The sequence below is a fragment of the Pseudomonas sp. 28 E 9 genome (assembly GCF_900004785.1).
In the GTDB taxonomy this organism is placed as follows: domain Bacteria; phylum Pseudomonadota; class Gammaproteobacteria; order Pseudomonadales; family Pseudomonadaceae; genus Aquipseudomonas; species Aquipseudomonas orientalis_A.
Window position 1 is genome coordinate 17,798 of sequence record NZ_CVTK01000016.1, and the last position, 20,731, is coordinate 38,528.

General features: G+C 61.1%; 19 protein-coding genes, 4 tRNA genes and 1 riboswitch. Of the genes, 8 read left to right on the plus strand and 15 right to left on the minus strand.

Annotation, left to right across the window (positions count from 1 at the left end; translation table 11 throughout):
- Positions 1–59: 59 nt before the first annotated feature.
- The 6 genes from BFQ00_RS02975 to uvrB all read right to left on the minus strand — a co-directional run bounded on the left by BFQ00_RS02975 (position 60) and on the right by uvrB (position 4,397).
- Positions 60–135, minus strand: a tRNA-Glu gene (locus tag BFQ00_RS02975).
- A 78-nt stretch (positions 136–213) separates the two neighbouring features.
- Positions 214–289, minus strand: a tRNA-Ala gene (locus tag BFQ00_RS02980).
- Positions 290–338: 49 nt separating this feature from the next.
- A tRNA-Glu gene (locus tag BFQ00_RS02985) sits at positions 339–414 on the minus strand.
- Between the two features lie 78 nt (positions 415–492).
- A tRNA-Ala gene (locus BFQ00_RS02990) sits at positions 493–568 on the minus strand.
- Between the two features lie 147 nt (positions 569–715).
- Positions 716–2,197, minus strand: a complete 1,482-nt coding sequence (gene gltX / locus BFQ00_RS02995; protein ID WP_065884120.1) for a glutamate--tRNA ligase — start codon at positions 2,195–2,197, stop codon at positions 716–718.
- Between the two features lie 184 nt (positions 2,198–2,381).
- Positions 2,382–4,397, minus strand: coding sequence for an excinuclease ABC subunit UvrB (uvrB, locus tag BFQ00_RS03000; protein ID WP_065894094.1), 2,016 nt, complete (start codon positions 4,395–4,397; stop codon positions 2,382–2,384).
- Between the two features lie 342 nt (positions 4,398–4,739).
- Here uvrB and BFQ00_RS03005 point away from each other — a divergent pair, with 342 nt between their 5' ends.
- Both BFQ00_RS03005 and BFQ00_RS03010 read left to right on the plus strand, forming a co-directional pair.
- Entirely contained in the window at positions 4,740–5,936 is a 1,197-nt protein-coding gene (locus tag BFQ00_RS03005; protein WP_065894093.1) for an amino acid aminotransferase, read from the plus strand.
- 101 nt (positions 5,937–6,037) lie between these two features.
- Positions 6,038–6,247: a hypothetical protein gene (locus BFQ00_RS03010; protein ID WP_043047518.1), complete on the plus strand. Its 210-nt coding sequence runs from the start codon at positions 6,038–6,040 to the stop codon at positions 6,245–6,247.
- A gap of 144 nt (positions 6,248–6,391) precedes the next feature.
- On the opposite strand, the gene BFQ00_RS03015 is transcribed toward BFQ00_RS03010, so the two are convergent.
- Complete coding sequence (locus tag BFQ00_RS03015) at positions 6,392–7,264, minus strand: putrescine utilization regulator PtrR (RefSeq protein WP_065884125.1); 873 nt, start codon at positions 7,262–7,264, stop codon at positions 6,392–6,394.
- Positions 7,265–7,369: 105 nt separating this feature from the next.
- Here BFQ00_RS03015 and BFQ00_RS03020 point away from each other — a divergent pair, with 105 nt between their 5' ends.
- Entirely contained in the window at positions 7,370–8,761 is a 1,392-nt protein-coding gene (locus BFQ00_RS03020; protein WP_065932560.1) for an aldehyde dehydrogenase family protein, read from the plus strand.
- 158 nt (positions 8,762–8,919) lie between these two features.
- On the opposite strand, the gene BFQ00_RS03025 is transcribed toward BFQ00_RS03020, so the two are convergent.
- Positions 8,920–9,219, minus strand: a complete 300-nt coding sequence (locus tag BFQ00_RS03025) for a protealysin inhibitor emfourin (protein ID WP_065884129.1) — start codon at positions 9,217–9,219, stop codon at positions 8,920–8,922.
- Positions 9,220–9,247: 28 nt separating this feature from the next.
- Positions 9,248–10,309, minus strand: coding sequence for a M4 family metallopeptidase (locus BFQ00_RS03030; RefSeq protein WP_065884131.1), 1,062 nt, complete (start codon positions 10,307–10,309; stop codon positions 9,248–9,250).
- A gap of 134 nt (positions 10,310–10,443) precedes the next feature.
- Here BFQ00_RS03030 and BFQ00_RS03035 point away from each other — a divergent pair, with 134 nt between their 5' ends.
- From BFQ00_RS03035 to BFQ00_RS03050, 4 genes are all read left to right on the plus strand, one after another.
- Entirely contained in the window at positions 10,444–11,373 is a 930-nt protein-coding gene (locus BFQ00_RS03035; RefSeq protein WP_065932561.1) for a DNA/RNA non-specific endonuclease, read from the plus strand.
- A gap of 72 nt (positions 11,374–11,445) precedes the next feature.
- Positions 11,446–11,640: riboswitch (cobalamin riboswitch) on the plus strand.
- A 114-nt stretch (positions 11,641–11,754) separates the two neighbouring features.
- Entirely contained in the window at positions 11,755–12,765 is a 1,011-nt protein-coding gene (locus BFQ00_RS03040; protein ID WP_065932562.1) for an ABC transporter substrate-binding protein, read from the plus strand.
- On the plus strand, positions 12,762–13,766 hold the full coding sequence (locus BFQ00_RS03045; protein ID WP_065894088.1) for a FecCD family ABC transporter permease: 1,005 nt from the start codon (positions 12,762–12,764) through the stop codon (positions 13,764–13,766). Before BFQ00_RS03040 ends, BFQ00_RS03045 begins: the two co-directional genes overlap by 4 nt.
- Positions 13,763–14,527 (plus strand): ABC transporter ATP-binding protein, encoded by a 765-nt coding sequence (locus tag BFQ00_RS03050; protein ID WP_065932563.1) that lies wholly within the window; start codon positions 13,763–13,765, stop codon positions 14,525–14,527. The genes BFQ00_RS03045 and BFQ00_RS03050 overlap by 4 nt, the downstream gene beginning before the upstream one ends.
- A 370-nt stretch (positions 14,528–14,897) precedes the next feature.
- Here the strand turns inward: BFQ00_RS03050 and BFQ00_RS03055 are convergent, their stop codons facing one another.
- From BFQ00_RS03055 to BFQ00_RS03075, 5 genes are all read right to left on the minus strand, one after another.
- Positions 14,898–15,122, minus strand: coding sequence for a hypothetical protein (locus tag BFQ00_RS03055; RefSeq protein ID WP_065884138.1), 225 nt, complete (start codon positions 15,120–15,122; stop codon positions 14,898–14,900).
- A gap of 30 nt (positions 15,123–15,152) precedes the next feature.
- Positions 15,153–16,106 carry an alpha/beta hydrolase gene (locus BFQ00_RS03060; protein WP_065932564.1) on the minus strand — a complete coding sequence of 318 codons (954 nt, stop codon included), beginning with the start codon at positions 16,104–16,106 and terminating at the stop codon, positions 15,153–15,155.
- Positions 16,106–16,546 carry a tryptophan-rich sensory protein TspO gene (locus BFQ00_RS03065; protein ID WP_065932565.1) on the minus strand — a complete coding sequence of 147 codons (441 nt, stop codon included), beginning with the start codon at positions 16,544–16,546 and terminating at the stop codon, positions 16,106–16,108. The genes BFQ00_RS03060 and BFQ00_RS03065 overlap by 1 nt, the downstream gene beginning before the upstream one ends.
- Positions 16,547–16,674: 128 nt before the next feature.
- Entirely contained in the window at positions 16,675–17,238 is a 564-nt protein-coding gene (locus BFQ00_RS03070) for a nucleotidyltransferase family protein (RefSeq protein ID WP_065932566.1), read from the minus strand.
- A gap of 115 nt (positions 17,239–17,353) precedes the next feature.
- On the minus strand, positions 17,354–18,310 hold the full coding sequence (locus BFQ00_RS03075) for a GlxA family transcriptional regulator (protein WP_065884144.1): 957 nt from the start codon (positions 18,308–18,310) through the stop codon (positions 17,354–17,356).
- A gap of 116 nt (positions 18,311–18,426) precedes the next feature.
- On the opposite strand from BFQ00_RS03075, the gene BFQ00_RS03080 reads away from it, so the two are divergent.
- The gene (locus BFQ00_RS03080) at positions 18,427–19,428 is read left to right on the plus strand and encodes an SLAC1 anion channel family protein (protein WP_065932567.1); all 1,002 of its coding nucleotides are present in this window, start codon (positions 18,427–18,429) and stop codon (positions 19,426–19,428) included.
- Positions 19,429–19,571: 143 nt separating this feature from the next.
- Here the strand turns inward: BFQ00_RS03080 and BFQ00_RS03085 are convergent, their stop codons facing one another.
- A complete protein-coding gene (locus tag BFQ00_RS03085; RefSeq protein WP_065932568.1) occupies positions 19,572–20,609 on the minus strand; it encodes a GGDEF domain-containing protein in 1,038 nt (345 codons plus the stop codon).
- Positions 20,610–20,731 lie beyond the last annotated feature (122 nt).

The following is a 20,731-nucleotide window of genomic DNA, read 5'->3' on the forward strand; positions in this document are numbered from 1 at the left end:
AACAAAAGGGCCATTCAATAATTGAATGACCCTTAAAAATCCCGCAGAGCGGGTAATCGTGGCGTCCCCTAGGGGACTCGAACCCCTGTTACCGCCGTGAAAGGGCGGTGTCCTAGGCCACTAGACGAAGGGGACACAAACCTTCTGTACAGTGATCAGTGCGAAGACCGATCGACCCAAGGACGGTGTGGCCGCAACCTTGAACCTGTAAATTGGTGGAGCTAAACGGGATCGAACCGTTGACCTCTTGCATGCCATGCAAGCGCTCTCCCAGCTGAGCTATAGCCCCGATTTTTCGCCTGGCGGCGCAGCAGATCTTTCGAGCTGCTTGTTGAAACTGGCGTCCCCTAGGGGACTCGAACCCCTGTTACCGCCGTGAAAGGGCGGTGTCCTAGGCCACTAGACGAAGGGGACAAAACCTTCTGTACAACTGATCGGCGCTGAGTGCCGATCGATTCAAGGACGGTGTGGCCAGACCTTGAACCTGTAAATTGGTGGAGCTAAACGGGATCGAACCGTTGACCTCTTGCATGCCATGCAAGCGCTCTCCCAGCTGAGCTATAGCCCCTCATCGGTGAGGACGGGGCGAATCTTAATGGCGGTTTCGAAACGTGTCAAATTTATTTTCAACAATTTTCAAAATTTTTTGCCGGGATAACAATCACTTACCGACGAAACCCCGGAAAACCGGGGTTTCGTCCTTACAGCCGTGCGCTTAAGCGATAGCGCCCAGCAGTTTTTCCCACTCTTTGTTTTCTTTCTTCGAAACACCACCAAGCAAATCAAGGGCTTGGCGCAGACGGAAACGCGTGAGGTCCGGGCCGAGGATTTCCATCGCGTCGAGCACCGACACTGAACTGGCCTGACCGGTAATCGCGGCAAACATCAACGGCATGGCATCACGCAACTTCAGCTCCAGCGACTCGACCACCGCCTGGATCGTCGCGGTGATCGCATCCTTCTCCCATTGGCGCAGGCTTTCGAGCTTCCACAGGATCAACTGCATCAACTGACGCACCTGGTCACCGGAGAGCTTTTTCGATTCAAACAGCTTGGCCTCCGGGTTCACGCCACCGGCGAAGAAAAAGCTGGCCAGCGGTGCGACCTGGCTGAACGTTTCCACCCTGCCCTGCACCAGCGGCGCTATCTTCATCATGTACTCGGGGTTGAGTGCCCACTGCTGCACACGACTGGCGAACTCTTCTACCGGCAAATCACGCAACCACTGGCCGTTAAGCCACGACAGCTTCTCGATATCGAAAATCGGCCCGCCCAGGGAGACGCGGGACAGGTCGAAGTTATCGACCATTTCCTGCAGCGAGAATTTCTCGCGCTCGTCCGGCATCGACCAGCCCATGCGGCCCAGGTAGTTGAGCATCGCTTCGGGCATAAAGCCCATGCGCTCGTAGAAGGTCACCGACGTCGGGTTCTTGCGCTTGGACAGCTTGCTCTTGTCCGGGTTACGCAGCAGCGGCATGTAGCACAGCTGCGGCTGCTCCCAGCCGAAGTATTCGTAGAGCAGGATCAGCTTGGGCGCCGAGGGCAGCCATTCTTCGCCGCGCAGCACATGGGTGATGCCCATCAGGTGGTCGTCGACCACGTTGGCCAGGAAGTACGTCGGCAGGCCGTCGGTCTTCATCAGCACCTGCATGTCCATGCGGTCCCACGGAATCTCGACATCACCGCGCAGCATGTCCGGCACCACGCATACGCCTTCGCTCGGCACTTTCATGCGGATCACATGGGGCTCGCCGGCGGCCAGGCGCGCGGCCACTTCCTCTTTGGACAACAACAGCGCGCGGCCATCGTAGCGCGGTGTCTCGCCACGGGCCTGTTGCTCGGCGCGCATCTGGTCCAGCTCTTCGGCGGTGCAGAAGCAGGGGAACGCGTGGCCCATGTCCACCAGTTGCTGGGTGTACTGCTTGTAGATGTCGCTGCGCTCGCTCTGGCGATACGGGCCGTGGGGGCCGCCGACATCCGGGCCTTCGGCCCAGGTAATGCCCAACCAGCGCAGGGCATCGAAAATCTGCTGTTCCGACTCACGGGTCGAGCGCAGTTGATCGGTGTCTTCGATCCGCAGGATGAATTCACCGCCGTGCTGCTTGGCAAAGCAGTAGTTGAACAGGGCGATGTAAGCAGTGCCGACGTGGGGATCCCCAGTAGGCGATGGCGCAATGCGCGTGCGGACGGTGGTCATGGCAGGTCTCGAATGGGCGATAAAAACTGAAAATTGAAACAAGGGGCGAATGGTAACAGCCCAAAGCGCCTTATTGTAGGAGCGAGCTTGCTCGCGAAGAACGCAAGGACACCACGTTTAGCCAGGAGGCCCGCGTTATCGTTGACGATTTTCGCGAGCAAGCTCGCTCCTACAGTGGGTGGGTTTATACGGCTAAAAGGCGCTCGCGCAACTTGCCAATCTCATCCCGGGTCTGTGCCGCCGCCTCAAACTCCAGATCGCGCGCCAACTGATACATCTTCTCTTCCAACTGCCGAATCCGCTTGGTGATTTCACTCGGCGAGCGCAGTTCGTTTTCGTACTTGGCGCTTTCCTCGGCAGCCTTGGCCATGCCCTTGCGCTTCTTGCTGCGCGAGCCGGGTACGGTGGCGCCTTCCATGATGTCGGCCACGTCCTTGAACACGCCCTTGGGGGTGATACCGTGTTCCAGGTTGAATGCAATCTGCTTCTCGCGACGACGCTCGGTCTCGCCGATCGCGCGCTCCATGGAGCCGGTGATGCGGTCCGCATACAGGATCGCCCGACCGTTGAGGTTGCGCGCCGCGCGGCCGATGGTCTGGATCAGCGAACGCTCGGAGCGCAGGAAGCCCTCCTTGTCCGCGTCCAGGATCGCCACCAGCGATACCTCGGGCATGTCCAGGCCTTCGCGCAGCAGGTTGATGCCCACCAGCACATCAAAGGTGCCCAGGCGTAGATCCCGAATGATTTCCACACGCTCCACCGTGTCGATGTCCGAGTGCAGATAGCGCACGCGCACGCCGTGGTCGGCCAGGTAATCGGTCAAGTCTTCGGACATGCGCTTGGTCAGGGTAGTAACCAGCACGCGCTCTTCCAGGGCCACGCGCTTGTTGATCTCCGACAGCAGGTCGTCGACCTGGGTCAGCGCCGGGCGGATTTCGATTTGCGGGTCGACCAGGCCGGTCGGTCGCACGACCTGTTCAATTACCCGGCCGGCATGTTCGGCCTCGTAATTGCCGGGCGTTGCGGAGACAAAGATGGTCTGCGGGCTGATGGCCTCCCATTCGTCGAAACGCATTGGCCGGTTGTCCAGCGCCGATGGCAGACGGAAGCCGTATTCCACCAGGGTTTCCTTGCGTGAACGGTCGCCCTTATACATCGCGCCGACTTGCGGCACGCTGACGTGGGATTCGTCGATCACCAGCAAGGCGTCCGGCGGCAGGTAATCATAAAGTGTCGGCGGCGGCGCACCGGACTCGCGACCCGACAGGTAGCGCGAATAGTTTTCGATGCCGTTGCAGTAGCCCAGCTCCAGGATCATCTCCAGGTCGAACCGGGTGCGCTGCTCCAGGCGCTGGGCTTCCACCAGTTTGTTGTTGGAACGCAAGTACTCCAGGCGCTCGGCCAATTCCACCTTGATGCCCTCGATCGCGCCCATCAGGGTTTCACGCGGGGTCACATAGTGGCTTTTCGGGTAGAAGGTGAAGCGCGGCAATTTGCGGATCACCTCGCCGGTCAACGGGTCGAAGGCCGACAGGCTTTCGACTTCATCGTCGAACAGCTCGATGCGGATCGCCTCCAGGTCGGATTCGGCCGGGTAGATATCGATCACATCGCCGCGCACGCGGAACGTGGCGCGGGCAAAGTCCATGTCGTTGCGGGTGTACTGCAGGCTGGTCAGGCGCCGCAGCAGTTCGCGCTGGTCGAGCTTGTCGCCGCGATCGACGTGCAGCACCATTTTCAAATAGGTTTCCGGGCTGCCCAGGCCGTAGATGCACGACACCGTGGTGACGATGATCGCGTCCTTGCGTTCCAGCAAGGCCTTGGTCGCCGACAGCCGCATCTGCTCGATATGGTCGTTGATCGACGCATCCTTCTCGATAAAGGTATCGGAGGACGGCACATAGGCTTCGGGCTGGTAGTAGTCGTAGTAGGAAACGAAATACTCCACCGCATTGTTCGGGAAGAACGCCTTGAACTCGCCATACAGCTGCGCGGCCAGGGTTTTGTTCGGTGCCAGCACCAGGGTTGGGCGATTGATCTGCGCGATCACGTTGGCGATGCTGAACGTCTTGCCTGAACCGGTCACCCCAAGCAGCGTCTGATGCGCCAGGCCGGCCTCAATGCCTTCGACCATCTGGCGAATCGCTTCCGGTTGGTCGCCGGCGGGTTCAAAACGGGTGACGAGCTGGAAATCCGACATAACGTACCTCGTGTGGTCACCCCAGACTCAACACCGCCAGGGACGAAATAGCTCAGCAACCCACGGATAATCATCGCAGGTTGCAGGAAAAAACCATGATAGCCGTAGTAGTGGTGACGAAGGTGTCGGGTTTCAAGGCAAACGTCCTACCTGCCGTCCGGGACCAATCTGCAATAAGACTAACGGTGGGCAATTAAACCGAAAAACTTGGCCGAAAAGGCGTTTCCGCTGTCGCCCTCAGCCGTGATGGCCTCTATACTAGCTCCCCGTTTGTGCACCGCTCTAGTGCAACCGGCTGGAGCGCGACACGTCCCTCCCTTCCCCCATAGAGCTGCCGCAAAAATGAGCCTGTTCTCCGCTGTCGAAATGGCACCACGCGATCCAATCCTGGGCCTCAACGAAGCATTCAACGCCGATACTCGAACCACCAAGGTCAACCTTGGCGTGGGCGTTTACTGCAACGAGGAGGGGAAGATTCCGCTCTTGCGTGCCGTTGCCGAAGCGGAAGCCATTCGCGTGGCGCAACATGCCGCCCGTGGCTACTTGCCGATTGACGGCATCGCGGCCTACGACAAGGCCGTGCAAACCCTGCTGTTCGGTGATAAGTCGCCGCTGCTCGAAGCCGGCCGTGTGGTGACCGTGCAGGCCGTGGGTGGCACCGGCGCGCTGAAGATCGGCGCCGACTTCCTCAAGCAGTTACTGCCCGACGCCGTGGTAGCCATCAGCGACCCGAGCTGGGAAAACCACCGCGCGCTGTTCGAAACCGCTGGTTTCCCGGTGCAGAACTACCGCTACTACGACGCCGCCACCCACGACGTAAACCGCAGCGGCCTGCTCGAAGACCTCAACGCCCTGCCGCCACAGTCCATCGTGGTGTTGCACGCCTGCTGCCACAACCCGACCGGTGTCGACCTGAGCCCGGCGGACTGGCAGAACGTACTGGACGTCATCAAGGCCAAGAACCTGGTGCCGTTTCTCGATATGGCCTACCAAGGCTTCGGCGACGGCATCCACGAAGACGCCGCCGCGGTGCGCCTGTTCGCGGAGTCGGGCCTGACCTTCTTCGTGTCCAGCTCGTTCTCCAAGTCGTTCTCCCTGTACGGCGAACGCGTGGGCGCCTTGTCCATCGTCGGCGACTCCAGGGAAGAAAGCGCGCGCATCCTGTCCCAGGTCAAGCGTGTGATCCGTACCAACTATTCCAACCCACCGACCCACGGCGCGGCAATCGTTGCAGCGGTACTGAACAACCCTGAGCTGCGCGCCCAGTGGGAAACAGAACTGGGCGAAATGCGCCTGCGCATCCGCGGCATGCGCGAGCAGATGGTGGCGGAGCTGACCAAGGCCGCGCCAGGCCACGATTTCAGTTTTGTCGGGCGCCAGCGTGGGATGTTCTCCTACTCCGGCTTGAGCGTTGAGCAAGTCACCCGCCTGCGCAGCGAGTTTGGCATCTATGCACTGGATACCGGCCGCATCTGTGTGGCGGCGCTGAACCAGTCGAACATTGCTGCGGTCACACAGGCAATCGTTCAGGTGCTGTAAACCTGGCCAGCGTTGAACGAGGGGGAAGCCAAGGGCTTCCCCCTTTTTGTTGGCGAACGCACTAGACTGCACACCGACTGTCCCTTTGCTGTGAGAGCCCTATGAGAAACGACGACCTGGATCTGCGTGCCGACCGCGACGAACTGCATGACTATGCTCCACGCGCGCCGCAAGCCAAGCGCCAGAAAAGCCTGGTGCTGCAAGTGGCGCTGGGGGTGTTCCTCGGTGGCCTGGCGTTGTGGCTGGTGCAACTGGGCGCCACGGCGATCATGGCCAAGCTGGCCATGGGCACCTTCCAGTTCGGCGGCTGATCAAGAGCGAAATGTGGTAGGGGGCTTGCCCCCGATGTTGTAGGAGCGAGCTTGCTCGCGAAAAACTCACAGCCACCGCGTTTATCCAGGAATTACGCGTTATCGTTGACGTTTTTCGCGAGCAAGCTCGCTCCTGCATTGGATTCAGGCTGCTGCAAGCCCGCGTTCTTCCAGCAGTTTTACGAAGCTGTTCAAGCTTTGCGACACCGTGCCCCGGCGCCAGATCAGCCAGGTATTCAACACACGGAAGTTGTCCGCCAGCGGCCACACGCTGACCGCCGCCGCCCCCGGCATGCTTTCCAGCATACTGCGCGGCATCAACGCCAGCCCTGCTCCGGCGCTGACGCACGCCAGCATGCCGTGGTAGGACTCAATCTCAAAGATTTTGCCCGGCACCGCACCGTCCTGTGAGAACCAACGCTCGAAGTGATGCCGATATGAGCAGTTGGAACGAAAGGTGTAGATGTTCTCGCCATTCACCTCCCGCCCCCGCGTGATCGGCGCATGATGCAGCGGCGCAATCACCACCATCTCCTCTTCAAACACCGCCACGCCCTCCAGCGTGGAGTGCAGCACCGGGCCATCGACAAAGGCCGCCGTCAAACGCCCGGACAGCACGCCTTCGATCATCGTGCCCGACGGTCCCGTGCTCAGGTCCAGCTCGACCTTGGTGTACTGCTGGTTATACGCCGCCAGCAACGCGGGAATACGCACCGCCGCGGTACTTTCCAGCGAGCCGAGGGCAAAGGCGCCCTGGGGCTCCTCCCCCGCCACCGTGGCGCGGGCCTCCTGTACCAGATCGAGAATACGCCGCGTATAGCCGAGGAAATTCCACCCGGCCGGTGACAGGCGCAGGCGGCTTTTCTCGCGGATAAACAATTCCACGCCCAGGTCCTGCTCCAGTTGTTTGATCCGCGTGGTCAGGTTCGACGGCACCCGATGGATCAACTGTGCGGCGGCGCTGATGCTGCCTTGTTCGGCAACGGCCTTGAAGATTTCCAACTGCACCAGATCCAATTCATTCTCCAATCGTGAATGTATTGCTTAATATTATTCAGTTTTCGGAAAACGTCCAGCAGCGTACGCTGGCTTCCATTCCCATCACCCCTGCAGGACGGTGCCATGAACGCTATTTCCCATCAGACCCACGCGTTGTCGATCAACCCGGCCAATGGCGAGACCGTTGGCAGCTACGCGTATGAAAGCCCGTCGCAGCTGGATGCCGCGCTCACCCGTTCCACCGCTGCCTTCCGCACCTGGCGCCGCCAAACCGTGGGCCGCCGCGCGCAATTGCTGTTGGCTCTGGCCGGCGCCCTGCGTGACCAGGCCGAAGCCATGGCGCAGATGATCACCCTGGAAATGGGCAAACCCATTGCCCAGGCCCGTGCCGAAATCGAGAAATGCGCCCAGCTCAGCGAGTGGTACGCGCAGCACGGCCCCGCCATGCTCGCGCCGGAGCCGACCCTGGTGGACAACGGCAGCGCCCGGATTGAATACCGCCCGCTGGGGCCGATCCTTGCCGTGATGCCGTGGAACTTTCCGGTATGGCAGGTACTGCGTGGCGCCGTGCCGACCCTGCTCGCCGGCAACACCTACGTGCTTAAACATGCGCCGAACGTGATGGGCAGCGCTTACTTGATGCAGCAGGCGTTCCAGAAGGCCGGTTTCGCTGAAGGCCTGTTCGAGGTGATCAACGTCACCCCCGAAGGTGTGTCCAGCGCCATCGCCGACCCACGTATCGCCGCCGTCACCCTCACAGGCAGCGTGCGCGCCGGTATCGCCATCGGTTCCCAGGCCGGTGCGGCACTGAAAAAATGCGTGCTGGAACTGGGCGGCTCCGATCCGTTCATCGTGCTCAACGACGCCGACCTCGACGCCGCCGTACAGGCCGCGCTGATCGGCCGCTTCCAGAACAGCGGCCAAGTCTGCGCCGCCGCCAAGCGCTTGATCATCGAGGCAGGTGTGGTTGAAGCCTTTACCGCCAGGTTCCTTGAAGCCAGCCGCAACCTGGTGATGGGCGACCCGACCTCGCCTGCCACCTACATCGGCCCCATGGCGCGCTTCGATCTGCGCGATGAGCTGCACGGCCAGGTCCAGGCCACCCTCGACGAAGGCGCCACCCTGCTGCTGGGCGGCAACAAAGTGGCGGGCGCAGGCAACTACTACGAACCCACCGTATTGGCCGACGTCACCGACCAGATGACCTCGTTCAAACAGGAACTGTTCGGCCCCGTTGCGTCGATCATCACCGCCCGCGACGCCGACCATGCGGTGGCCCTGGCCAACGACAGCGAATTCGGCCTGACCGCCAGTATCTTCACCACCGACCCGGCGAAGGCGCGAGAGATCGCCGACCAGTTGGAAACCGGTGGGATCTTCGTCAACGCTTACAGCGTTTCCGACCCGCGAGTCGCATTTGGTGGCATTAAGAAAAGCGGATTCGGCCGTGAGCTGTCGCACTTCGGCGTACGCGAGTTCTGCAACGCGCAAACGGTGTGGCTCGACCGTCAATAAACAGCCCTGGCTTCAACACACATCAAATGTGGGAGGGGGCTTGCCCCCGATGGCGGTGGATCAGCCAGACATCTGTCACTGACACACCGTTATCGGGGGCAAGCCCCCTCCCACATTTGGATCCAGACAACCTTGGAGGCCGTACCTATTCTAAGCAATCAGCGAATATGCCGCCGCACGCACTGCACCAACCCGTCCAGTGCCTGCGACTTCACCGGCGCCAATACGCACACGGTGTGTTCACGCTCGCCCTCGGTCACAGTGAGCGTGTAATGCACCTGCCCGGGATTGCCGGAGGGTTGAGTACTTTGCGGCAACTGGAAAAACTTCGACTGCTCGATCAGTTGCCGCAACTCCTGCTGATCCTGCTCGGGCAGTGCATCGAGCTCGACACTGCGAGGTTTGGCCAAACCCGGAAAGAACGCCGGGCCGCCGTTTTCCTTGATCGAGATTCGCATGGCTGTTCCTCACCGCCCTGGCGGAGTGTCAGACGTTGATACCGACCGCTTTCCAACCTTCCTTCACGGCCTTCTGCTCATCCTTGTTCGCGCCATAAAGGCGCCCGGCGACATCGTAAGTGATACGTGCAAAACGCAGAAACCCCGAGTTCGGCCGCAACCGCGAATCACGCAGGGCGTCATACCAGATACGCCCGGCACGCTCCCAGGCGAACCCGCCAATACGCGTAGCAACCTGATAGAACGCATGGTTGGGAATGCCGGAATTAATGTGCACGCCGCCATTGTCGTCATAGGTTTGCACAAAGTCATCCATATGCCCCGGCTGCGGGTCCTTGCCCAGCAATTTATCGTCAAACGCCGTGCCGGGGGCCTTCATCGAGCGCAGCGCGGTGCCTTTGATCTTTTTGGTAAACAGCCCCTTGCCGATCAACCAATCGGCGTCCTCGGCCTTTTGCTTTAACGCGTACTGCTTGATCAGCGATCCGAACACGTCCGACAACGATTCGTTCAGTGCACCGGATTGATTGAAGTACATCAACTTGGCTTCATCCTCGGTCACCCCGTGCGCCAACTCGTGACCAATCACGTCCAGCGCCACGGTAAAGCGGTTGAACAACTGCTGGTCGCCATCACCAAAGACCATCTGGGTCGAGTTCCAGAAGGCATTATTGTAGTCCTGGCCAAAGTGCACGGTGGCATCCAGCGCCATCCCGGCATCGTCGATGGAATTGCGATCGAATACCTGGTCGAAAAAATCGAAGGTCGCGCCCAGGCCGTCGTAGGCCTCGTCCACCGCGGCATCACCGCTGGCGGGTTGCCCTTCGCCACGGATCAGCTTGCCGGGCAGGCTGTCGGTGTTGTCGGCGCTGTAGATCGAGCGCTGTTTCTCGGCGCCCGCCAGCAGCGCCATGCGGGCCGGGCCTTTGGCGGGCACGGCGACCATGCGCAAGGAGCGGAACGTGCTGTCCTTGGCGCGCGTGCGCAGCGCAACCTCGCGCTGGGCTTTGTCACCGTGGCGCGCGATCTGGTCGAGCATGTACGGCGGGATCAGGCAGAAAATCGGATTTCGCGGGTGGCGAACACACATAAGCTGGCTCCTTTTTGGCGTGTGGTGAACGGCCGGTTAACGACTTCAGGATAGACGCGCGTCCGCCGCCTGGGACAAATTGTCATGAAATCATGTTGCAGTCGTGTTTATCCAAGGCCCATCAGGAATCCCCCATGCCCGCACGTCACGTCAAAATCGACCTGTCCTACCGCCCAAGGCTTGCCGACCTTAGCCCTCTGATCGCGCCCGCCCCTTCGCTGCTGGAGGCCAGGGCCGCGACGCCGCGTGTCACCGCCGCCAAGGACCTGCAAAACCGGCGCGGTTACGCCGAGGACTTTCTCGGTAGCTTCGCAGTGCCCTGGCCCACGCTGGACACGGCCCTGGCAGGCGATGCCCAGCCCGGACGCCTGGACTACACGCACTTTTCCATCAGCATGTCGCGCTCGCGACGCCTGGCACTCTACGTCGGCGTCAACATCGACGGCGACAAGCACGTGGATATCGTGCGCAGCAACGACACCTGGGCCTACGATGGCCGCCTGCCCCTCGACGCCCAGGTGGGCGAAGACCTCTACGCCAGCAATGGCCTGGACCGTGGTCATCTGGTGCGGCGCCAGGACCCCAATTGGGGGGACGAGGCGAATACCGCCAACATCGACACCTTTCACTTCACCAACTGCTCGCCGCAGATGAGCGGCTTCAACCAGAAGACCTGGCTGGAACTGGAGGACTACATCCTCGACAACACCCAGCGCTGGAAAGCCCGCGCCAGCGTTTTCAGCGGCCCGGTGTTCGCCGACGACGACCGCCTGTACCGTGGCGTGAAAATCCCCCAGGCGTTCTGGAAAGTGGTGGCCTACCTCAGCGACGACGGCAAACCCTCCGCCAGCGCCTACATGATCGACCAACGCAACGAACTGGGCCAACTGGACCTGGTGTTCGGCCCGCTCAAAACCTACCGGTGCAGCGTGTTGCAGATCGAACAACTGACCGGTATCCGCTTCGGCAACCTGGCCGACTACGACGGTTTCAGCAACGAGGAGCGCGCCACGGGGACGCGGATCGAAGCGCTGGTGCGGGGGCCGCAGGATATCCGACTCTGACCACGGCGCACCGGGGCCCCGCGTTATCGTTGACGACCTTCGCGAGCAAGCTCGCGCCTACAGGTCGTGATCGACTACCATAGCGCCGCCGGTTCCCGCACGGGACTAATAGGGAATTCGAAACGCCGTCCGCGACGTCAATCGAAACTGCCCCCGCAACTGTAGGTGCTGAGCCTGCTCCCCACTGCCACTGGACGTTGTCCGGGAAGGCCGGAGCCTGGCGACGACGCATCAGTCAGGAGACCTGCCGGCCAAGTGACTCACTAACCGGCGGGGTGTCCGGGAAGGCCATCCTTGCGCTGCCCGGCCGGCGGCGCGTGTGGGTGTATTTCCGAACCGTCCCTGCCCTGCTTCATCGACGGTTCAAACGGAGATTGCCCCATGCTGCCACGCGTTACGGCCCTGATCATCGGCCTGGGTGTCTGCACCCTGGCCCAAGCCGCACCGACCCACTACCCGCTGACCGTCGAGAACTGCGGCAGCTCCATCACCTTTGCGCAGGCTCCCGCGCGCAGCGTGACCATCGGCCAGGCCGCCACCGAGATGCTGTATGCGCTGGGCGTGGGCGATAAAGTGGTCGGCACGTCGCTGTGGTTCAACGATGTACTGGCGCAGTACAAGGCGCAGAACGCCAGCATCGAGCGCCTGGCCAATAACGAGCCGAGCTTCGAGGCAGTCATCGCCAAGCGCCCGCAACTGGTGGCCGCCGAGCTGGAATGGGTGGTCGGCCCCCAAGGTGTGGTGGGCACCCGCGAACAGTTTCACGAACTGAATATCCCCACCTACCTGCTGCCCTCCGACTGCGAAGGCAAGGACAACCTGGTGGGCGCCGACGGCACGCGGCTGGAGCCGTTTCGCATCGAGACGATCTACAAGAGCCTCAGCCAACTGGCCGAGATCTTCGACGTGCAGGCGCGCGGCCAGCAACTGACCGATGACCTCAAGGCGCGCCTGGCCAAGTCGATCGCCACCGCGCAGGGCAAAGGCTTGAAGCAGGCCAGCGCGCTGGTGTGGTTCTCCAGCGCCGAAATGGCCAGCGACCCTTACGTGGCAGGTCACAAAGGTGTTCCGCAATTCATGCTGCAAACCCTTGGCCTGCGCAACGTGGTGCAGTCCGACGAAGAATGGCCCGCCGTCGGCTGGGAAACCATTGCCAAGGCCAACCCTACCTTCCTGGTGATCGCACGCATGGACCGCCGTCGCTACCCCGCCGACGACCATGAAAAGAAGCTGGCCTTCCTGCGCAGCGACCCGGTGACGCGCAACATGGACGCGGTGAAGCACAACCGCATCATCATCCTTGACGCCCTGGCGCTGCAGGCCAGCCTGCGCACGTTCGACGGCCTGGAACAGCTGGCCGCCGCCATCGACGGCTACAACCTGCCGCAATGATACGCACCCTGCTCGCCCTTACGCTGCTGTTGATCGCCCTGCTTGCCGGCGTGGCCATCGGCGAAACCGCTATCTCGCCGCAGGTGGTACTCCAGGTGCTCGCCAACAAACTGTGGGCGGCCGGCTACGTGCTCGACCCCATCGATGAAGGCGTGGTGTGGAACTACCGCCTCACCCGTGCCCTGGTCGCCGGTGCCTGTGGCGCGGGCCTGGCAACCTGTGGAGTGATCCTGCAGTCGTTGCTGCGCAACCCGTTGGCCGACCCGTATCTGCTGGGCATCAGTGCCGGCGCCTCGACCGGTGCGGTGCTGATCGCGCTGATCGGGGTGGGCGGCGGGCTGATTTCGTTGTCGGCCGGTGCCTTTGTCGGCGCCATGGCCGCGTTTGCCCTGGTGATCCTGCTGGCGCGGGCCAGCGGCTCGTCCAGCGGCACCGGCCAGATCATCCTGGCCGGCATTGCCGGTTCGCAGTTGTTCAATGCGCTCACCGCGTTCCTGATTACCAAATCCGCCAGTTCCGAACAGGCTCGCGGCATCATGTTCTGGCTGTTGGGCAACCTCAGCGGCGTGCGTTGGCCATCGGTGTGGCTGGCGGTGCCGGTGGCGGTCGCGGGGCTGGCGGTATGCCTGTGGCACCGCCGTGCTTTGGATGCGTTTACCTTCGGCACCGACTCGGCGGCCTCGCTGGGCATCCCGGTGCGCCGCGTGCAGGTTGTGCTGGTGGGCTGCGCGGCGGTGGTCACGGCGGTGATGGTGTCGATTGTCGGCTCCATCGGGTTTGTCGGGCTGGTGATCCCCCATGCCGTGCGCTTGATGCTCGGCACCGGTCACTCGCGCCTGCTGCCGGCCAGCGCCCTGGGTGGCGCCTTGTTCCTGATCGCGGCGGACGTGCTGTCGCGCACCTTGATCAAGGGCCAGGTGATTCCGGTGGGCGTGGTCACGGCACTGGTCGGTGCGCCGGTGTTCGCGCTGATACTGATCGGCCGGAGGAATGCACGATGACGGTACTGAGCTGCACCGGCCTGGGCTTCAAGGTGCGTGACGCCGAGTTGCTGTGCGATATTCATCTGCAGGTGCAGTTGGGGGAAACCCTCGGCATCGTCGGGCCGAACGGCTCGGGCAAATCCACCCTGCTCAAGTTGCTCGCCGGCTTGCGCACCCCGGCCAGCGGTGAGGTACAGCTGGACGGCAAGCGCCTGGGTGAGTTGTCGCGCCGCGCCATCGCGCAGCAATTGGCGGTGGTGGAACAACAGGCCGACACCGACGACGCCATCCGCGTGTTCGACGCCGTGGCGCTGGGCCGCACGCCGTGGCTGTCGGCGTTGAGCCCATGGTCCGATGACGACGACCGCATCGTGCGCCAGGCCCTGCATGACGTGGACGCCACCCACCTGAGCCACCGCGCCTGGCGCAGCCTCTCCGGTGGCGAACGCCAGCGCGTGCACATCGCCCGCGCACTGGCACAACGGCCCCGGATTTTGTTGCTGGATGAACCGACCAATCACCTGGATATCCAGCATCAACTGACCATCCTCAAAGGTGTACAGGGTTTGCCGGTCACCACCTTGATCGCCCTGCATGACCTGAACCAGGCGCTGACCTGTGATCGCCTGGCGGTGCTGGACCGTGGGCGCCTGGTGGCGCTGGGCACGCCGCTGCAGGTGCTGACGCCAGCGCGGTTAAACGAGACATTCGGCGTGCAGGGGCATTACCTGACGGACCCCTTCGACGGCGCAAAAATCCTGCGCCTGCGCTGCAGCTGAATGCTGTGACGGCGGCACAGCTGCGGTGATTCACATGTGAGAGGGGGGTTGCCCCCGATGAGGCCGTGTCAGTAAAAGCATCAGTCACTGACCCACCGCTATCGGGGGCAAGCCCCCTCCCACATTGGAACACCAGAGGCCATTGCATCGGTGTCGCCTGCCCTGCCGAATTGGCGCGCAGAGACGTTACCTGACGGACCCGATCGACGGAGCGCAGTGATCCAAATGTGGGAGGGGGCTTGCCCCCGATGAGGCCGTGTCAGTAAAAGCATCAGTCACTGACCCACCGCTATCGGGGGCAAGCCCCCTCCCACATTGGAACACCAGAGGCCAGCGCATCGGTGTCGCCTGCACTACCGGATTGGCGGCCTCATTCCACCTTGATATGGGTGATTCCCACCACCTGCGCCTGCTCGAGGATTTCCTCCGGCGTCGCATCCGCAGCAGGCAGGATCAAGCCGTTTTCCGCATCACCAAAATGCAATTGCAGCAAATGCACCGCCGCTTCATGCACCGGCAGCTCGGACTGTTTGAGGTCAAATGTATGAGTGCGCGGTTCGTCATTGAACCGGTAGTTCAAGGTGTAAGCAGGCATTGGGGAATCCTCATAATGAGAAACAACTGATTAACCTGACTCAGCGATCAGTTTTTTAGTTCCCACTCGATGCAGGTGCTGGGTGATCCATTTGCGACTGTACGCCAACACGTTGTCCGCCAGCGCCACCGGAAAATGAATGAAGCCATGGGCCGACTCCGGCAGCAGATGCGCTTCTACCCCGCTCCAGCGTTCGGCGATGAGCAGCGTGTCGTCCTTGAGCGGGTCCAGCTCGCCCACAAACATCAACGCCGGCGGCAGGCCGCTAAAGTCGCCATACAAGGGTGACAGTGGCGGCTGTCGACGTGCTTCGTCGCTGATGCCCGGCGTGAGCAGACGCAGCGCCGCGACCATGCCCGGCCCATCCAGCAGCAGCGTCTGCGGCCCGGCCGCGCGCACGCTTGGCGTGCCGGTCAAGTCGTACACCCCGTAGTACAACACCGCGCCAGCGACGCGTTCGAGCAACGCCGGCCACTGCTTGAGCGCCAGCAACGTCGCCGCCGCCAAATGCCCACCGGCCGACTCGCCGACGAAAAATACCGGCAGGCCGGCAAACTCCGTGCAGTCCGCCAACAGCCAGCGCGCAGCGGCCAGGCAGTCTTCGAGCAGCCCCTCGACCGGCGTGTCGACCGCCAGCCGGTAGTCCACCGACACCACCGCCACGCCGCAGGCGCGCACCATGCCCAGGTTGAGGTCGTCATTCATCTGCGCATTGCCGATTACCCAACCGCCGCCGTGGATGTCCAGCACCACGCCTTTGGGCGCACCGTCGGGCCGCATGATGCGCACCGGCACGCCGCCGACCAGCCTGCGCTCCACCACCGGGGCCTTCTTGAAACGCTGGCTGGTTTGCAGCAGCGCCTGGATCAGACGGGGGGTGACGCGGTTGCGAATTTTAAAGCGCGGCATCCACGACAGCTTCTGATTGAAGCGACGCATCTGGGCCAGTTCGGCCTCGCTGGCGGGCCAGGATTGGTAAGCCATCAACGGTTATTCCGCAAAATCGAGAAGTTCAACGCCGCGGCCACACACAGCCAGGCGAGGTAAGGAAACAGGATCAAGCCGGTAATCAGGTCCAGGCGCACCGCCAGCACCACCATCGCCGCCACGGTCAGCCACAGCAGCACAATGATCACCATCCCGGCGAGCAAGCGGTGCGCGCCGAAGAACACCGGCGTCCACAGCGTATTCAACGCAATCTGCGCCGCCCACAGGGCCAACACCGTTTCACTGCCGGGGATCAGGCTCAAGCGGTAACCGGCCCAGGCCAGCAACAGGTAGATGATCGTCCACGCCACCGGGAACAGCCAATTGGGCGGTGTAAAGCTGGGCTTGACCAGGGATTCGTACCAGGCGCCGGGTTTGAAAATCACACCGGTACTGGCGGCGGCGGCGCAAGCGAGCAGGAAGATGAAAAAGGTCATGGTCGGTCCTTGAGAGGCAATGGTGGAAAGCAACGCAGTCTTTTCCAGTGACTCGAACGGGCGCGCATAAATTCCCTATACGCGGCAAAAATGACAGGCAGGCCATCTATTCAATATGCCGTGAAAAATCAGTCCGGTTCCACAATCCTGAGCCAGGGCCAGCGCGCCTGATAACTCCCGGCCTTGCGCAGAAACAGCTCAGGCTCGGCATGCACGGGGTTCATGCGCAGCACGCCCTGCTCCACATCCGCCAACCCATAAGGCGCATACACCTCACCCGTGGCAATGTCCAAAGCGATGCACGTGCCCGCCACCAAATACCGGTCCACCCCCTGCCTGGCCGAGAGCAATTGCGGGTATGGCCGGCCAAAGCACTGCCCATACCAGAGGTGAACGCGCGCCTGGTTCTTGACCTCCACGTTGACGCCCAGGTCCTGGAACAACGTCTCGGCCCTTCGAATCACTGCATCCTCCGCCTCGTAGGACAGGTCTTCATCGAAGTAGAAAACGTCATAGTCCTTCACCCCCGCGTCCGCCGGCCGCTGCGCCTGATGATTCCACACTGCCTGGAACAGACAGCCCGCCGTGAGCATGCATTGCGGCACGTCCAACGCCGGCAAGCGCGCAGTGATCTCGACGTTGATGGGGTTGGCCATGGCCAGTTCGAGGAAGGTGTTGACGGTCAATGTCATGGAAACTCCCAGGTAATCCGGCTCGAATTTGTTCGCCGAAAACGCCCTATCTGCGTTTACGCGCCAGGCCTTCCACGTGAGTGTTATCGGGCCGGAAGCGCGCGCTGAAGCAAGATTACACCGATGAAAAGCGCTTTCGGTAATCACTTGGCCCCACGCCGAGACGCCGCATGAATGCCCTCCTGAACCCATCCGTATTGGCATAGCCGACGGTATCGGCCAAGCGTTTGAGTGATACGTCCGAGCCTTCGATCAGCCGCCTGGCCGTATCGATCCGCGCCAGTTCGACAAATTCGGCCGGGGTCGAACCGGCTTCGGCCTTGAAGATACGGGCGAAGTTGCGCTCACTCATACCGGCGCGGGCGGCTAGGACGGGTACGCTCAAGTCGGTCTTCAGGTGCTCCACGACATAATTCTGCACGTCTGCGATCACGCTGCGTTCGGCGGTCTGCGCCGCCAGGTGCGCGCTGAACTGCGATTGCCCGCCAGGCCGCTTGAAGAACATCACCATTTCACGGGCAACGCTGAGCGCCAGTTCTCGGCCGTGGTCTTCTTCGACCAGCGCCAACGCCAGGTCCATGCCCGCCGTGACCCCGGCCGAGGTGTAGATGTTGCCATCCTTGATATAGATGCTGTCCGGGTCAACGCGGGTTTGCGGGTACTGCTCCGCCAGTTTTGCGCTGGAATTCCAGTGAGTGGTGACATGGCGGCCGTCGAGCAGGCCAGCGGCGGCCAGCAGAAAAGCGCCGCTGCAGACCGAGCCGATCCGACGTACGGATTTCGCCTGCCGGCGCAGCCAATCCTGCACAACAGGGTCATGCGCAATTTCGTCGATGTGGGGGCTGCCGGCCACGAGCAGGGTGTCGATCCTGCCTTTATGAGTTTTGAAGGTTTCGTCGATACCCAGCTTCAAACCACTTGAGCTTTTGATCATCCCCTTGTCGGCACCGATCACCTCGACCCGATAGGCACGTGGATTGCCCAGTTGCCTGGCTGCTTCGGCAAAAACGTCGGCAGGGCCGACGACGTCAAGCAGTTGCACGCGGGGGAATGCCAGGAGCGTTATGCGCATGATGTCTGTCCTCGTCGACTAATTGGCTGAATACGTCGCTATACAACTCTTTCAGCCATGGGCTCATTTGGCTGAAAATAGCCTCAACAGCAAATTCAGTCAAACAGGAGACTGCCATGAACACTGCATCCCCCCACAGCGCCGCTGCTGCTCAAGCGGTACACACCGGCACGACGTCCATCAAGAACCTGCCTGTCAATTTGTTTGGCTCGGTCATGGGCTTGGCCGGCCTGAGCCTGGCGTGGCGCTTGAGCGGGCAGTATTACGGCGTCGGCGGCGCGTTGGGTGAAGCGATTGGTGCCCTGGCCGGCCTGGTATTCGTGGTGTTGACCTTGGGTTACCTGACCAAATGGGCGAGACATTCTGGCGCAGTAAAAGCCGAGTTCAACCATCCGATCGCCAGTAACTTTTTTGGCACCGTCACCATTGCAGTGTTGCTGCTGTCGGCAGTCGCCGCGCCCCACAATGAATGGCTCGGACAGGCGCTCTGGATACTGGGGAGCTTACTGACCGTGTTGCTCGCAGGCTTCGTGGTGTTGCGCCTGTTGTCGGGCAACCAGGACGCGTTGAATGCCGTACCTGCCTGGCTGATTCCAGGTGTTGCCACCCTCGATATCGCGGTCACCGGCGCGCACATGCCCATGGCCTGGGCGGCTGAGTTCAACCTGTTTGCCCTCGCCGTGGGTGCGGTGCTGGCGCTGGTTTTCTTCACCCGGATTTTCTCGCGACTGGTGCATGAAGCCCCTCTGGCCAAAGGCATGGTGCCTTCGCTGATGGTCCTGATTGCACCTTTTGAAGTGGGTTTCCTGGCGTACACCAATGTATTCGGCGAGATCGACCGGTTTGCCAGCGTGTTGTTCTACTTCGGCCTGTTCCTGTTCGTGGTGCTGAGTTTCAAAGTGTTCCGTCGCGATGTGCCCTTTGCCCCTTCGTGGTGGGCAATCAGCTTTCCCATCGCAGCCCTGAGCAATGCGGCACTGAAATATGCACATGCCCAGGAAAGCAGCGTGCTGATGGTCATCGCCGCAGCGATCCTGCTGTTCCTCACGGTGGTACTCACCGTGCTGATGGTGAAAACCCTGATCAGCCTGTTCAGCGGCAAACTGCTTGCCAACTGACCGTTTACCTCCCTTTGGCGAGCCTTCATCGGCTCGCTTTTTTTTGCCCCACAGGTTTCATCCGCTGACGCGACCGCCGGTATGGCGCATGCCGGCACCATCCCTGCCCCGCGCAACCATGTACAACCGGAGCCCCCTCCTGATCATTTAATCGCAGGAAGCAGCGGCTTGATGCGTTTGCCATTCTGAAAAACTCGATCTTTACCGTCATGCTTGGCTTTATACATATTGATGTCCGCGCATTTGAGCACTGCTGACATGTCCGATGTCGCCGAGAACGGCGCGACCCCCGCGCTGCAGGTGTATTGATGCGGAGGCAATACGCTGCAACGGATGTTTGCCAATAGGCGCAACGCATATTCATGGGCGACGGCGTCATTGTCCCCCAGCAACAAGACACCGAACTCCTCCCCGCCGAGCCGCCCGACACTGTGGCTGCCTGGAGTCGATTTCAGGCAAGCGGCCATGGCGCATAAAATCTTGTCTCCCACATCGTGACCGTACTGGTCGTTTTTCTGTTTGAAACCGTCAATATCCAACATGATGAAATACCCGCTGCGCCCTCCCGCCAATGCACTTTGGAAGGTCGCCATGAAGGCGCGCCGGTTAAGAATGGAAGTAAGAAAGTCGGTCTCCGCCAATGTTCTGAACTCGCTTTCCACCAACAGTACCGAACGCATGTTCCTTAAATAGGTAAAGCTGAGGGTAAAGCCGACAGACATGGACGCGATGCAGAAAATGGCGAGATACACTTCGAGTCCGTTATACAAACCGACGTCAAGCGTGGGCCACATGATTACCCACACCAGCAGCGCAGACAGGAAATAGTCTTGAACCGCAACAAACAGGATGGCGCTACTCACCACGATGATTACAGCAAGCGGAAGTGTGAAGACGCGCAGCTCCGCATTGGCATCAATGACGTGCGCAAAACCCAATGACAACAACACAATATAAAGAATGCCAAGCACTCTCCAGATCCAGAAGTGAGCGGTTATGCGATGAACATACCAGACCCCTGACAGCGACAGCGTGATAATAATGTTTGGCAGGTCCAGCGTCGTCATCGGGTCTATCAGCAGAACCCCTATCCAGGCAACCAGCCCCACCCTTTCAATCATGTTCACAGCGGGTGATAGCAGCGTTCGCATTCTTGGTCTGATCTTGAAAATCGCCGGCATCCTGAAACTCCTTTGCCAAAATGACCTGGATGTATGTTAAATGTCCGGACGAGCGTTAATCCATGATGCAGACGATCCTCGACGGGTAACCCCCTCCTTAATCAGAAACATGCCTATAACAC